Source organism: Flavobacterium sp. KBS0721 (assembly GCF_002007065.3).
Classification (GTDB): domain Bacteria; phylum Bacteroidota; class Bacteroidia; order Flavobacteriales; family Flavobacteriaceae; genus Flavobacterium; species Flavobacterium piscis.
Window position 1 is genome coordinate 233,548 of sequence record NZ_CP042170.1, and the last position, 13,360, is coordinate 246,907.

The 13,360-nt window shown below is 33.0% G+C and carries 15 protein-coding genes; 12 read left to right on the forward strand and 3 right to left on the reverse strand.

Annotated elements, in window-relative coordinates; genetic code table 11:
- Window positions 1–150 precede the first annotated feature (150 nt).
- Complete coding sequence (gene ribH / locus B0M43_RS01135) at window positions 151–723, reverse strand: 6,7-dimethyl-8-ribityllumazine synthase (protein WP_065450990.1); 573 nt, start codon at window positions 721–723, stop codon at window positions 151–153.
- A 75-nt stretch (window positions 724–798) separates the two neighbouring features.
- Window positions 799–1,584 carry a tetratricopeptide repeat protein gene (locus B0M43_RS01140; RefSeq protein WP_065450989.1) on the reverse strand — a complete coding sequence of 262 codons (786 nt, stop codon included), beginning with the start codon at window positions 1,582–1,584 and terminating at the stop codon, window positions 799–801.
- 414 nt (window positions 1,585–1,998) lie between these two features.
- On the opposite strand from B0M43_RS01140, the gene B0M43_RS01145 reads away from it, so the two are divergent.
- From B0M43_RS01145 to B0M43_RS01200, 12 genes are all read left to right on the forward strand, one after another.
- Window positions 1,999–3,078, forward strand: coding sequence for a DNA replication/repair protein RecF (locus tag B0M43_RS01145; RefSeq protein WP_065450988.1), 1,080 nt, complete (start codon window positions 1,999–2,001; stop codon window positions 3,076–3,078).
- A 194-nt stretch (window positions 3,079–3,272) separates the two neighbouring features.
- Window positions 3,273–3,971, forward strand: coding sequence for a thioredoxin domain-containing protein (locus B0M43_RS01150; protein WP_078005890.1), 699 nt, complete (start codon window positions 3,273–3,275; stop codon window positions 3,969–3,971).
- 10 nt (window positions 3,972–3,981) lie between these two features.
- Entirely contained in the window at window positions 3,982–4,659 is a 678-nt protein-coding gene (locus B0M43_RS01155; protein ID WP_078005891.1) for a DUF2461 domain-containing protein, read from the forward strand.
- An 89-nt stretch (window positions 4,660–4,748) separates the two neighbouring features.
- The gene (locus tag B0M43_RS01160; protein ID WP_078005892.1) at window positions 4,749–5,804 is read left to right on the forward strand and encodes a glycosyltransferase; all 1,056 of its coding nucleotides are present in this window, start codon (window positions 4,749–4,751) and stop codon (window positions 5,802–5,804) included.
- A 213-nt stretch (window positions 5,805–6,017) separates the two neighbouring features.
- Window positions 6,018–7,031, forward strand: a complete 1,014-nt coding sequence (murB, locus tag B0M43_RS01165) for a UDP-N-acetylmuramate dehydrogenase (RefSeq protein WP_078005893.1) — start codon at window positions 6,018–6,020, stop codon at window positions 7,029–7,031.
- A gap of 141 nt (window positions 7,032–7,172) precedes the next feature.
- Complete coding sequence (locus B0M43_RS01170) at window positions 7,173–7,640, forward strand: GNAT family N-acetyltransferase (RefSeq protein ID WP_078005894.1); 468 nt, start codon at window positions 7,173–7,175, stop codon at window positions 7,638–7,640.
- A 2-nt stretch (window positions 7,641–7,642) separates the two neighbouring features.
- Entirely contained in the window at window positions 7,643–8,257 is a 615-nt protein-coding gene (locus B0M43_RS01175; RefSeq protein ID WP_065450982.1) for an FMN-binding negative transcriptional regulator, read from the forward strand.
- 83 nt (window positions 8,258–8,340) lie between these two features.
- A complete protein-coding gene (locus tag B0M43_RS01180; RefSeq protein ID WP_078005895.1) occupies window positions 8,341–9,447 on the forward strand; it encodes a glycosyltransferase in 1,107 nt (368 codons plus the stop codon).
- Window positions 9,438–9,989, forward strand: a complete 552-nt coding sequence (locus B0M43_RS01185) for an RNA polymerase sigma factor (protein WP_065450980.1) — start codon at window positions 9,438–9,440, stop codon at window positions 9,987–9,989. Before B0M43_RS01180 ends, B0M43_RS01185 begins: the two co-directional genes overlap by 10 nt.
- 157 nt (window positions 9,990–10,146) lie before the next feature.
- Window positions 10,147–10,971, forward strand: coding sequence for an energy transducer TonB (locus B0M43_RS01190; protein WP_078005896.1), 825 nt, complete (start codon window positions 10,147–10,149; stop codon window positions 10,969–10,971).
- Between the two features lie 158 nt (window positions 10,972–11,129).
- On the forward strand, window positions 11,130–11,867 hold the full coding sequence (locus B0M43_RS01195; protein ID WP_078005897.1) for a DUF4184 family protein: 738 nt from the start codon (window positions 11,130–11,132) through the stop codon (window positions 11,865–11,867).
- 67 nt (window positions 11,868–11,934) lie between these two features.
- Entirely contained in the window at window positions 11,935–12,315 is a 381-nt protein-coding gene (locus B0M43_RS01200) for a PH domain-containing protein (RefSeq protein ID WP_055093313.1), read from the forward strand.
- Between the two features lie 66 nt (window positions 12,316–12,381).
- On the opposite strand, the gene B0M43_RS01205 is transcribed toward B0M43_RS01200, so the two are convergent.
- Window positions 12,382–13,254, reverse strand: a complete 873-nt coding sequence (locus tag B0M43_RS01205; RefSeq protein WP_078005898.1) for a M48 family metalloprotease — start codon at window positions 13,252–13,254, stop codon at window positions 12,382–12,384.
- Between the last annotated feature and the right edge of the window lie 106 nt (window positions 13,255–13,360).

The window sequence follows — 13,360 nt, forward strand, 5'->3', positions numbered from 1 at the left end:
TAAAAAGTTAAGGTTAAAATTTTCGAACCAAGAAGCACAAATTTAATGAATTTCTCTTGGCTTTTAGAATAAGTGCTGTCATAAAAAAAACAAAAAACCTGTACTATTTTACACAGTACAGGTTTTTAATATTTTAGAAGAAAAATATTGCTATTCTTTCTCGATTTTTATCGGTGTTTCTTCTATCTGAATTGCTCCTGAAGCCAACAAAGGCTGATGAAAAGGATGCGACATCGATGCTTGCTGGCGGATATAAGCCATTTTGATTGCAGCAATTGCGGCTTCAGTACCTTTGTTTCCGTGAATTCCTCCACTTCTATCAATTGACTGCTGCATATTGTTGTCTGTCAAAACGCAAAAAATAACCGGAATATCAGTTTGAACATTCAAATCTTTAATTCCCTGCGTTACGCCTTCGCATACAAAATCAAAATGCTTGGTTTGCCCCTGGATTACGCATCCAATTACAATTACTGCATCTACATTTTGTGTCTGCAACATTTTCTTCGCACCATAAATCAGCTCAAAACTTCCCGGAACATTCCAGCGAATAATTTGTTGAGCCGGAACTTCATTATCAATTAATGCTTCAAAAGCACCATTATAAAGCCCTTCTGTTATGGTTTCGTTCCACTCAGAAACAACAATCCCAAATCGAAAATCTTTCGCATTTGGGATCGTGTTTTTATCGTATTCGGATAAATTTTTATTTTCGGTAGCCATCTTTGATATTTAGATTTTTATTTCAGATTGCTAAAATACAAATCTTAAATCTAAAATCTAAACTCTGCAATAATATTATTGCGCTAATCCAATCAATACATCTACAGAAGCTGCTTCTGGAGTTGTATCGTAGTTTTCTTTAATATCTGTTAAATATTTCAAAGCGTCTTCTTTTTGACCTAAAGCCAAAGCCGTTTTTCCAGCTTTTAATAAGAAACGAGGCGTTGTAAAATCGTTTTTGTTAGATTCAGCTGCTTTTACATAATAGTCTAAAGCTTCTTTTTGTTGGTTTTTTTGAGAATAAGCGTCTCCAATTCCACCAATTGCCAAAGCATTAACGATAGCTTCTTTAGATTTAAAGTTACCTAAATACTTAATAGCGTCATCAAATTTACCTGTATTCAAATATGCCATACCAGCATAATAGTTCGCTAAATTTCCAGCATCAGTTCCAGAATATTCTTCAGCAATTTTCACGAATCCGAATTTACCTTCAGAACCATTCAAAGCCAATTTGTATAATGAATCACTAGCTACACCATTTGTCGCTTTATCAAAATTTTGCTGAGCAACAAACATTTCGCTTGCAGCTTCGTCTTGTTTAGGAGCTTCGATGAATTTTTGGTAAGCCAAATATCCAATAGTAGCCACAGCAATACCGGCAACTAAACCAATAATGATTTTTTGATTTTTAGCAACCCAATCCTCAGTTTTTGAAGCAGTTTCATCTAATTTAGAAAAAACGTCAGCTGTAGTACTGTTCTTTCCATCAAGAATTACTTGTTGTTCTTCATTCACAACCTCCTCTTTAACTTCCTTTTCCTTTGGTGCTTTATATCCTCTTTTATTGTAAGTAGCCATTTAAAATTAATTTAGTGAACGGCAAAAATAAAATTTTTATTGAAACTAACGTAAAAAAAATCAAATTTATATCTATTTAAAAAAAATAATTCAGTAAACGGATAATTCTTTCACTTTCATCACGGTATAATTCATCTTAAAATCCGCTAAAAAGCTCACTATTTGGATCTTTTTAGCAATTTGTATCTGACTATTTTCTACTTAATAAAAGTTACGAATATTATTAAAAGTAATTTTTCGCCACAGATTTCACAGATTGTAACAGATTACGCTTTTATTCAATTAAATTTGCAGAACAAAATCCTTTTTAATCTTTTATCCCGATAGTTATTTGGAGCTGTAGAAAAAACCTAATCTACAGGAAAAAGTAATAAACTGGAAACGCCAACTTTTATCATTACAGTTTCGAAAAAAATGTATTTAAACAAAATTTCTTTATTCAATTATAAAAATTTCTCCGAAGTCAGTTTTGATTTTGACCGCAAGATCAATTGTTTTGTAGGTAAAAACGGAATTGGAAAAACGAATGTGCTTGATGCCATTTATCATTTGGCTTACGGAAAAAGTTATTTTAATCCGTTGGCTGTGCAAAACATCAAACACGGAGAAGAGTTTTTTGTTATTGATGCCGAACTCGAAAAAAATGACAGAGCAGAACAAATTGTTTGCAGTTTAAAAAAAGGGCAAAAGAAAATTTTAAAACGAAACGGAAAAGCGTATGATAAATTCTCAGATCATATTGGGTTTATTCCGTTAGTAATTATTTCTCCCGCAGATCGTGATTTAATTATTGAAGGAAGCGAAACACGACGTAAATTTATGGACAGCGTAATCTCGCAATTAGACTCCACTTATCTGCATCAGCTTATTCAATACCAGAAAGTAATTGTTCAGCGAAATGCTTTACTGAAGTATTTTGCCCTGAATCATACTTTCGATAATGATACCTTATCTATATATAATGAACAACTGAATAGTTTTGGACAATCGATTTTTGAAAAAAGAAAAGATTTCCTCGAACAATTTATACCTATATTTAATGTACATCATCAGGCCATAACCGGATCTGAAGAAACGGTACAACTAGTTTACGAAAGTCATTTGTTTGAAAAAGACCTATTAACGCTTTTACAGGAAAACATCAATAGAGATCGCGCGTTGCATTACACAAGCGTAGGAATTCATAAAGACGATTTGTCTTTTGAGATCGACTCTCATCCTATAAAAAAATTCGGATCGCAAGGTCAGCAAAAATCATTTTTGATTGCTTTGAAATTAGCTCAGTTTGAATTTCTAAAAAAACAAAGCGGTGTAAAACCTTTATTGCTTTTTGATGATATTTTTGATAAGCTTGATGAAACCCGGGTCGGTAAAATCATCGAAATGGTCAACAGCGAGACTTTTGGTCAGCTTTTTATTTCAGATACACATCCTGAACGTACCGAAACTATTGTAAAATCGACACATCAGAGTTATAAGATTTTTAATTTGTAATTTTTTTTGCGACGAATTTCACGAATTAACGCTAATTATTTTCTTATTTAAATTTTAAAATCAATCTAAAATAGATAAGTTTTGTGAAATTCATTTTTCAGAAAAACTAATTTGTGCTAATTCGTGAAATTCGTGGCGAAAATATAAATTGAAAAATCATTACTTTAGCGATACCATTTTTAAAATTTAATCCCATGAAATTCCCCAAAATTTTATTGCTAATAGTTTCAATTGTATTCATTTCCTGCAACGATAAAAAATCAAACTCTTTTGAATCACTGCATCCAAAAGAATTTGCAGAAAAAATTAAAACAACCGATCATCCTCAAATTTTAGACGTTCGAACTCCTGACGAATTCGAATCGGAACATATCGATAATGCCAAAAACGTAAACTGGAACGGTGATGATTTCGAAGCAAAAGCAGCATCTTACGACAAATCAAAACCTGTTTTTGTCTATTGCTTAAGCGGAGGAAGAAGCAAAAAAGCAGCCGCAAAACTAAAAGAATTAGGTTTTAATACTGTTTACGAATTAGATGGCGGTTTCCTGAACTGGAACGAAGAAGGATTTGGAATTCCTGCAGCGGCAGAAGCCGGAATGTCTATGAATGATTTTAATGATTTATTAAATTCAGACAAAAAGGTTTTGGTCGATTTTTATGCTGTTTGGTGCGGACCTTGCAAGCAAATGGAACCGTTTCTTTTAACAATGCAAAAAGACATGGCAGATAAAGTAAAGATTATTAGAATTGATGTAGATAAGAACAAAACATTGGCAACTCAACTAAAAATTGACCAATTACCAACAATTGTATTATACGAAAACAAAGCCGTACAATGGAAAACAACCGGCTTCATCAGTGAAAAAGACTTAAAAAAACAACTGCAATAAAATAAAGAATATGCTAACGAAAGAATCATTGCAATTTTTAGACGATTTAAAAAAGAACAATAACAGAGATTGGTTTCAGGACAATAAAAAGAGATATGAGATTTTCAAAAAAGATTATCACCAGTTGGTGAGTGATTTTCTTGACGTAATGAAACCGCTTGATCCTTCATTAGAATTACTGGAAGTTAAAAACTGTACCTTCAGAATCAATCGCGACATTCGATTCTCAAAAGACAAAGCGCCCTACAAAGCGCATTTAGGCGTTTGGATGTCTACCGGCGCTAAAGGTGCTAACCGTGCTGGATATTATGTACATATAGAAAAAGGTGCCAGTTTTATCGCCGGCGGATTTTATTCGCCAGAAGCGGAAGATTTAAAAAAAGTACGTAAAGAAATTGCCTTTTTTCATGATGATCTGGAAGCAATTATTACCGATAAAAACTTTAAGAAAGAGTTTGGAAGTTTGGATATAAATGAAACCAATTCGCTTAAAAATCCGCCAAGAGGTTACGAAAAAGACCATCCTGCGATTGAATTTTTAAAACTAAAAAGTTTCACAGCTACTCAAAAATATGATATTGCTGAAGTCACTCAAAAAGACTTTGTTGCCAAAATGAGCAAAAAACTAATTGCTTTAAAACCTTTAAACGAATTCATCAATCGCGCCTTAGAAACGGATGAATTTTAGTTTAAAATAAAAGTTTGCCACGAATTTCACGAATAAGCACGAATTAATTAGTGGAAATTGGTGAAATTCGTGGCGAAAAACTTCAATGAATGAAAAGAAAAATACTTTTTCTGGGAGAATCCTATCGCGCTGACGCTATTACATGGATGAATGGTTTGAAAGAATTTGGCGATTTTGAAATTTGCACCTGGGAACTTCAAACACCCAACAATTCAAAACTCAACCGATTCAAGCGTATTTTAGAATATGTTTTTTCTCCTCTTTCTATTCGAAAAACAATCCGTCGAGAAAAACCGGATATGATTATTGCAGAAAGAACCACCAGCTATGGTTTTCTTGCAGCAATTTCAGGAATGCATCCTGTCGCAATTGCACAACAAGGCCGAACAGATTTATGGCCGGAAGGCTCGCTTTTATTACCCTTAAAAAAAATCATTCAGAAACACGCTTTCAAAAAAGCCGATTTAATTCACGCCTGGGGTCCGGTTATGACTATTTCGATGAAAGCAATTGGCGTTGACATGAATAAAGTTTTGGTCATACCAAAAGGAATTGATTTATCTCTTTTTTCTCCTTCAACAAACAATTCAAACAAAATCGAAGCTATTGTAACGCGATCTTTACAACCGGAATACCGACATGATTCGATTTTAAGAGCTTTTGCGATTTTACATCAAAAAGGAATCAATTTTTCGTTGACCATTGTTGGCGACGGAACACGCTTGCAATTCTTAAAAGACTTAGCAAGAGAGCTTCAAATCGAAAACAAAGTAATTTTTACAGGAAGAATCCCAAACACTGAACTTCCTAAATTATTGCAACAATCAAATATCTATATCAGCATGCCAATTACAGAAGGAGTTTCGGCTTCTTTATTTGAGGCAATGGCTTGTAATTGCTATCCTGTAGTTTCAGAGATTCCCGGAAATCAAAGCTGGATCAAGCATCGCGAAAACGGACAGTTAATTGAAATTGATAATATCAAAATTTTGGCAGAAGAACTAATTTGGTCTTTTGAAAATGCTGAATCGCGAAATCAGGCCGTTATTCAAAACAGAAAATTTGTAGAGGCAAATGCGAATTATGATATTAATATGAAGATTATTGCGGATAAATATCATGAATTGCTGGATTCAAAAATTTAACCGCAAAGTCCGCAAGGTTTTTTTTTATCTATTGAATATTCATAAACAAAGAAGTTCGCAAAGCTTGATTAATACAAAGCTTTGCGAACTTTGCCTTTTTACAATACCACGCATACATAAACTTTGCGGACTTCGCGTAAATCCTTGCGAACTTTGCGGTTAAAAAAAATAATAATCCTTACTTTTGAACTCAGATTTAAAAGCCTTTTATTTATGGAAATCCAATCCAATTTTTCTTTAAAAAACCACAATACTTTTGGTATCGAAGCCAAAGCCAAACAATTTGTTGCCGTTCATTCAGTAGACGAATTAAAATCAATTTTGAAACAATACAAAAACGAGAAAAAATTTATTTTAGGCGGAGGAAGCAATATGCTTTTAACTAAAGATATTGAGGCGTTGGTAATTCATATAGATTTAAAGGGCAAGAAAATCATTAAAGAAGATGATGATTTTGTTTGGGTCGAAAGTCAGGCCGGAGAAACCTGGCACGATTTCGTACTTTATACTATTGATAACAATTTTGGAGGTTTAGAAAACATGTCTCTGATTCCCGGAAATGTCGGTACAACTCCTGTTCAGAATATTGGTGCTTACGGAACAGAAATAAAAGACACTTTTGTTTCTTGCGAAGCCATAAATATTGAAACTCAGGAAATAAAAACCTTCACCAATGCCGAATGTAATTTTGGTTACAGAGAAAGCATTTTTAAAAATGAAGTTAAAGATCAATATATTATCACTTCGGTAATTTATAAATTAACAAAACGCAATCACAAAATCAATACTTCGTACGGAGACATTACGGCTGAATTGGCTAAAAACAATGTGACAACTCCAACTTTAAAAGACGTGAGTAATGCTGTAATCGCCATCAGACAAAGCAAATTACCCGATCCTAAAGAATTAGGAAATAGCGGAAGTTTCTTTAAAAACCCAATTTTATTAAAATCTGATTTCGAAAAAATCCATCAAAAATTTCCTGAAATGAAATATTATGAAGTTTCAGAAACTGAGGTAAAAGTTCCTGCTGGCTGGCTGATAGAACAAGCAGGTTTTAAAGGAAAACGTTTTGGTGATGCGGGAGTTCACAAAAATCAGGCTTTGGTTTTGGTCAATTACGGAAACGCAACCGGACAGGAAATTTTAGCCGTTTCGAAAGATGTTCAAAAAACTGTTTTCGAAAAGTTTGGGATTCATATTGAAGCGGAAGTTAATGTGATATAAAACACGAATTTCACTAATTCAAAAATTAAAAATATTGTCAAACTGAGCGAAGTCGAAGTCCGTTATATCAACAAAGCATCTCTTCCGAAGTCTCGGAACATTCGATGTGAAAAATCCAAAAACTCATTTTCTTCAAATAAGATGACACATAGTATTTCGATAAAAATAGTAAATCCCGACGACGAAAAAGTTTTGGTAATTACAGAAGAATTATCAGAAAATCTTTACCTTCGTTTTGGAAGTGACGGGAAAAATTCTTTTCAGGATTGGGAGAATGAAAATTCAAAATTTGTATTTGTTGTAGCTGAAATTAATTCTGAAATTGTGGGTTGCGGCGCTATTAGGCCAATTGATCAAAATATCGGAGAAGTAAAACGAATGTATGCCAAATATCCGGGAAAGAAAATTGGACAAACGATTTTAGGTTTTTTAGAAAATGAAGCTGTCAATCTTGGTTATACCAATTTGGTTTTAGAAACACGAGTAAAAAATGAAAGTGCTGTTCAGTTTTATCAAAAACAAGGATATAAAGTAATTCCGAATTACGGAAAATATATAGATCGACCGGAAGCCATTTGTCTGGAAAAATCTTTAAATCAAAATTCATAAAAATGTATACTCCTAAAATATACAAAGACGAAGATCCGGAATCGATCAGGACTTTTTTGAAAGAAAACAGTTTTGGCATTCTGATCAATCAGACTCAGGGAAAATTATGTGCAACACATATTCCGATAGAACTTGAAGTTACAGCTGACGGAAAAGAAATTTTACAAGGACATATTTCAAAATTAAATCCGCAAGCAGAAGGTTTTGCCGAGAACGATCAGGTTTTGGCCGTATTTACAGGTCCGCACAGTTATATTTCTTCTTCCTGGTACGATCACGAAAATGTGCCTACCTGGAATTATATAGCCGTACATGTTTATGGCCGAATTAAAATTGTAGACGAAGCCACCACAATAGAGCAGCTTAAAAAATTAGTTGATAAATATGAAGCGGGTTCTGAGAATCCGGTTCGTGTTGAGGATTTATCAACAAAAACAATGCGCGAAGCCAGAGGAATATTTGGTTTTGAAATTGAAATTGATGAAATTCAGGCTACCAAAAAACTCTCTCAAAACCGAGACGACCTCAATTATAAAAACATTATTACAGAATTAGAAAAAACTGAAAACCCTCAGGCTATTGCTGTTGCAAAAGAAATGTCGAAATGCCGAAAGTAAATTGGCTTTAGCCATTGAAATCTAGGAATTCATAAGTACATTTGCACGCGCAAGATTCAGAAATTAAAAGACATTAAAATCAGATGCTTATAACTTTATTTTACTTCTTTATTGCTATTGTTGTTATTCAGGTTTTCTACTATTTAGGAATTTTTGGAAAGTTTGCTTTTGCTAAACCACAAGATATTACATTAAAAAAATTACCCGTTTCGGTAATTGTATGTGCTAAAAATGAAGAAGAAAACGTTAAAAAGTTTATTCCGCTATTGGCAGAACAAGATTACCCTGATTTCGAAATTGTTTTAATAGACGATGCGTCAAGCGATGAAACTTTAGAAGTTTTTGAGCAATTTGAACAACAATATCCTAACATTCGTTTAGTAAAAGTGCAAAATAACGAAGCTTTTTGGGGCAATAAAAAATATGCTTTAACCCTGGGAATCAAAGCATCCAAAAAAGAATACTTATTATTTACAGATGCGGATTGTTATCCAACTTCAAAAAACTGGATTACGGCAATGACTTCTCAATTTACCATGAATAAAACGATTGTTTTAGGCTACGGAGGTTATGAGAAAGTTGAGCGTTCTTTATTGAATAAAATAATTCGTTTTGAAACGGTTTTAACAGCGGTACAATATTTTTCATGGGCAAAATTGGGACTTCCGTACATGGGGGTTGGTCGTAATTTAGCCTATAAAAGAGACGAGTTTTTTAATGTAAATGGCTTTATCGAACACATCCAGATTCGTTCTGGCGACGATGACTTGTTTATCAATCAGGCTGCAAACAAAAACAATACAACGATATCCTATACTCCGGAAAGTTTCACCTACTCTAAACCAAAAGAAACTTACAGAGAATGGTTTACTCAAAAAAGAAGACATATTTCTACTGCCGAACATTATAAGTTTTTCGACAAAATGCAATTGGGCCTCTTTTTTATATCACAATTATTTTTCTTTATTTTAGTTATACTATTATTAGCTTTCCAATTTCAATGGATTGCAGTTTTAGCTATTTTGGCAACTCGTTACACTGTTGCATGGACTGTAATTGGATTTTCTGCCGGAAAATTAAAAGAAAACGACATTAAAGTTTGGTTTCCTATTGTAGAAATCATGCTTATATTCACACAAATTAATATCTTTATAACTAATATCTTTTCAAAACCTGTATATTGGAAATAAATTCTAAAATAGAAAAAGCAAAAAAGGGCGATCAAATCGCCTTTACTTTTTTATTAGATTATTTCTGGAATGAAGTGTATGGCTTTATGCTAACTCGTACTGAAAACGAAACTACTGCCGAAGATATTACTATCGAAACCTTCTCTAAAGCTTTTGATAAGATAGGTTCTTATAACCCTGAATTTCAATTCAACACCTGGTTAATTGCCATTGCAAAAAACGTATACATTGATTTATTGCGTAAAAAGAAAACCAATCTTTTTATAGAAATTACTGATAACGAAGACCAACAGGCTTACAATATTGCCGACCCTACTCCATCAGCCGAAGATGCTTTAATTAAAGAGCAAAATCTTTCCCGCCTGCTACAATGCATCAAAGAACTGAAACCACATTATCAGGAAGTAATTCAGTTGCGTTACTTTCAGGAAATGACTTATCAGGAAATCGCACTTAAAATCGATGAACCTTTAAGCAACGTAAAAGTAAAATTACTTCGAGCTAAAAAATTATTGGCAGAAATTATCGAACGTAATAGATAATTTATTATCTTTAGGTAAAGAATAAAATATAATTCACTTTATTCTTAAAAAAGTAAATTATCCACACATTAAAACAACAACGCTTCCGTTGTTTGCCAAAACCCAAAACCTTATCGCTTATGATTTAAATGTTACTTAACCTTAAAATCCATAAATCATGTCTAAATCAAGTATCTACGAAACAAGCTGGACCAATCTTGTTTTCGAAAACAAAAACAAAGAGTACGGCGCGTATCAATTACGCCAGGAGAATTCAAAAACTACCATCTCAGCTCTATTTATGGGTTTGCTATTATTAGCCGCTTTGGGAAGTGTATCAATTTTAATCAACAAATTTAAAACTCCAGCTCCTGTAGAAGAAGGACCAGTTATTTATGACCCGCTAACGCCAGTAAATTTAACTCCAATCCCTGTTCAGCCAACGCCTCCGGCACCGCCAGTTCAACAACAGGCAGCAGCAGCTTCGGCAACAGATTTGAGTCAATTATCACATCCAGTTCTAGTACCAACCGAACAGGCTGTAGACAAGATTGCTACAAACGATCAAAATCCTTCTGCAGTACCTAATACAGGAGACGGATCAGGAACTATCGCGAATCCAATACCTGGAAATCCTGGTGGAGATACAGAAGTTGTATCAGTAGCACCAGTAACCAATGAACCTGTACTTCCTGCACTTTTAGACAAAATGCCGGAATTTCCAGGAGGAATGGCTAAGTTTTATACTTATGTAGGTAATAATTTCAACAGACCCGAATTGGATGCTGACAGAACTTTAAAAGTTTATGTTTCGTTCGTAATCGAAAGAGACGGTTCTATTACCGATATCATGGTGAAAAGCGATCCTGGTTACGGACTTGGAAAAGAGGCAATCAGAGTACTTAAATCATTAAAAACAAAATGGATTCCCGGAGTATTAAACGGGAAAGCAGTTCGAACTGCCTATAACCTTCCGATTACTATAAAAACGGAAGCTCAATAATAAAAATAGAAAAGCAGAACTTAGGTTCTGCTTTTTTTTATGCCTTAATTTAAAACATTATTTTATTGAACTATTAAGAGATAAAGAAAAATTAAGCCTTTTGTTAGATTATTAATTTTAAATTTAACCTCATAAAAATCTTAACTATTCTAATCTTAATGCCATTTACCTTTTCTCATCCCGCAATAATCCTTCCCTTAAAATATTTACCTAAAAATTGGATTTCATTAACCGGACTTATAATTGGCAGCTTAACTCCCGATTTTGAGTATTTTATTCGAATGAAAGTTCAGAGTAATTACAGTCATACTTTTTATGGAATATTTTGGTTTGATTTGCCTTTAGCAATTTTGCTTTCTTTTATATTTCACAATATAATCCGCAATTCTTTATTCTTTAATTGTCCTAATATTATAAAATCAAGAGTATTGCTTTTCAGCAAGTTTAATTGGAACAATTATTTTAAAGAAAATTGGATTATAGTTTTAATCTCCACAATAATCGGAATAGCTTCTCATCTTTTTTGGGATGGTTTTACACATAATCATGGTTATTTCGTAGAACATATTTCTTCATTAAAGAATAGCTTTTCTTTTTTAGGAAATGAAATTCCAATTTGGAAAATAACACAGCATGCAAGCACTTTATTAGGAGCCATAATTATAGTTGCATCATTTTTTAAACTTCCTGAAAATATAATTCAGCCGATAGATATTAATCAAAAATACTGGGCTACGACTAGTATACTTACAGTGACAATTTCAATCTTAAGATTTTTAATTAATTTAAATCATATCTCTCCAGGAAATATTATTGTAACTGTAATTTCAGCTTTTTTAATTTCTTTAGTAATAAGTCCTGTCTTAATTAAATCTACAGGAAGTGAAAAATTTTAACAAAATCAATTACTTTTACATCACCTTTCAAAGGAAAATCAAATCTATCAAAATTAAAAACTAAAAAATGGGAATATTTTCAGCTATTCTAGGCAACGCCGGTTCAGTAAGTCAGGAAGATTTAATTAAAAAATACGGACAGCTTTTGACTGATAATGAAGAAATCGAAATGGGTTTTAAACTTATCCGCGATACTTTTATCTTTACTAACAAAAGATTAATTCTTGTTGATGTACAAGGAATAACCGGAAGCAAAACAGAATACAAATCGATCGCATATAAAAGCATCACTCGCTTTAGCGTAGAAACCGCAGGAACTTTTGATCTTGATGCTGAGTTGAAAATTTGGGTTTCAAGTGAATTACAACCCAGTATTGTAAAACAATTCAACAAATCTGTAAATGTTTACGATGTACAAAAAGTATTGGCTTTTCACGTTTTAGGTTAATATTAAAATAAAAACCCGATAAATTTCTATGAAACTTATCGGGTTTTATTTTTCAAGCAGAAATTATTATTTCTTTTTAGTAGCTGTTTTTTTTGTAGTTGTAGCTTTCTTAGTAGTTTTACTTACTGGTGCAGTATTTACAATTTTTTGTTGTACATATGGTTTATACAAACCATCTTTTTCAGCTCTTTTCTTAGCATCTTCAGCCCTTTGTTTTGAATCCGGATGCGAACTCATCATCTGATCGATAAATGAAGCTTGTGATCCTTCGCTCATTTTAGCCAAAATTCTAAAAGCTGATTCTTCAGCATTTACGTTATAACCATTTTTTTTCATAAAATTATACGAGAACAAATCTGCTTCGGCTTCTTGTTTACGACTAAATTTACTATCGATTATGGCACTTCCTATTTTACCCAACTGGCTATCTGTAACGCTTGCAATTGTGGCAGATTGTGAAGCCGCACCTTCTAACAAAGCTTCTTTTCTGTAAGCAGCTTTTATGGCATCTCTTGAGTCATTATTGGCAACGTGACCAATTTCGTGACCAATTACTGCAAGAAGCTCATTATCATCCATAATATCCATTAATCCTGAATATACACGAACACTCCCGTCTGCAGTTGCAAAAGCATTTACTTCTTTTAATTTATAAACTTTATAATTTAAAGTGTATCCGTCGCCAGCAGTATATTTTCCAAAAACTCTGTTCAGTCTTAAAGTGTAGGGATCTGTTGCACTCGCAACTTCATTTTCAGTATCCATTTTATCTACTGCAGCTTTAGATAGCGCAGCTGCATCGGCATTACTAAACGTAAAACCACTAACACCTTTTTGAAGTGCCCCAACGGCTTTATCACCGAAATTAATCTGTGCATTCATTTTAGTAAAACCAAAAGCGGCAAACAAAACGCCTAATACAATAAATTTCTTTTTCATGTTTTATATTATTACAATTTAACAACAAATGTATTACAATGATTAGGTTTTTCTATTTCAATTAAATACAATTTATAACAAATAAAGATATAAATATTAAACGAGT

What these genes read in the sequence shown, in the direction of transcription:
- B0M43_RS01155 (WP_078005891.1), top strand. Translation starts at nt 3,982, where the DNA reads ATGCTAACGAAAGAATCATTGCAATTTTTAGACGATTTAAAAAAGAAC.
- B0M43_RS01145 (WP_065450988.1), top strand. Translation starts at nt 1,999, where the DNA reads ATGTATTTAAACAAAATTTCTTTATTCAATTATAAAAATTTCTCCGAA.
- ribH (WP_065450990.1), bottom strand. Translation starts at nt 723, where the DNA reads ATGGCTACCGAAAATAAAAATTTATCCGAATACGATAAAAACACGATC.
- B0M43_RS01205 (WP_078005898.1), bottom strand. Translation starts at nt 13,254, where the DNA reads ATGAAAAAGAAATTTATTGTATTAGGCGTTTTGTTTGCCGCTTTTGGT.
- murB (WP_078005893.1), top strand. Translation starts at nt 6,018, where the DNA reads ATGGAAATCCAATCCAATTTTTCTTTAAAAAACCACAATACTTTTGGT.
- B0M43_RS01170 (WP_078005894.1), top strand. Translation starts at nt 7,173, where the DNA reads ATGACACATAGTATTTCGATAAAAATAGTAAATCCCGACGACGAAAAA.
- B0M43_RS01140 (WP_065450989.1), bottom strand. Translation starts at nt 1,584, where the DNA reads ATGGCTACTTACAATAAAAGAGGATATAAAGCACCAAAGGAAAAGGAA.
- B0M43_RS01190 (WP_078005896.1), top strand. Translation starts at nt 10,147, where the DNA reads ATGTCTAAATCAAGTATCTACGAAACAAGCTGGACCAATCTTGTTTTC.
- B0M43_RS01150 (WP_078005890.1), top strand. Translation starts at nt 3,273, where the DNA reads ATGAAATTCCCCAAAATTTTATTGCTAATAGTTTCAATTGTATTCATT.
- B0M43_RS01175 (WP_065450982.1), top strand. Translation starts at nt 7,643, where the DNA reads ATGTATACTCCTAAAATATACAAAGACGAAGATCCGGAATCGATCAGG.
- B0M43_RS01195 (WP_078005897.1), top strand. Translation starts at nt 11,130, where the DNA reads ATGCCATTTACCTTTTCTCATCCCGCAATAATCCTTCCCTTAAAATAT.
- B0M43_RS01180 (WP_078005895.1), top strand. Translation starts at nt 8,341, where the DNA reads ATGCTTATAACTTTATTTTACTTCTTTATTGCTATTGTTGTTATTCAG.
- B0M43_RS01200 (WP_055093313.1), top strand. Translation starts at nt 11,935, where the DNA reads ATGGGAATATTTTCAGCTATTCTAGGCAACGCCGGTTCAGTAAGTCAG.
- B0M43_RS01160 (WP_078005892.1), top strand. Translation starts at nt 4,749, where the DNA reads ATGAAAAGAAAAATACTTTTTCTGGGAGAATCCTATCGCGCTGACGCT.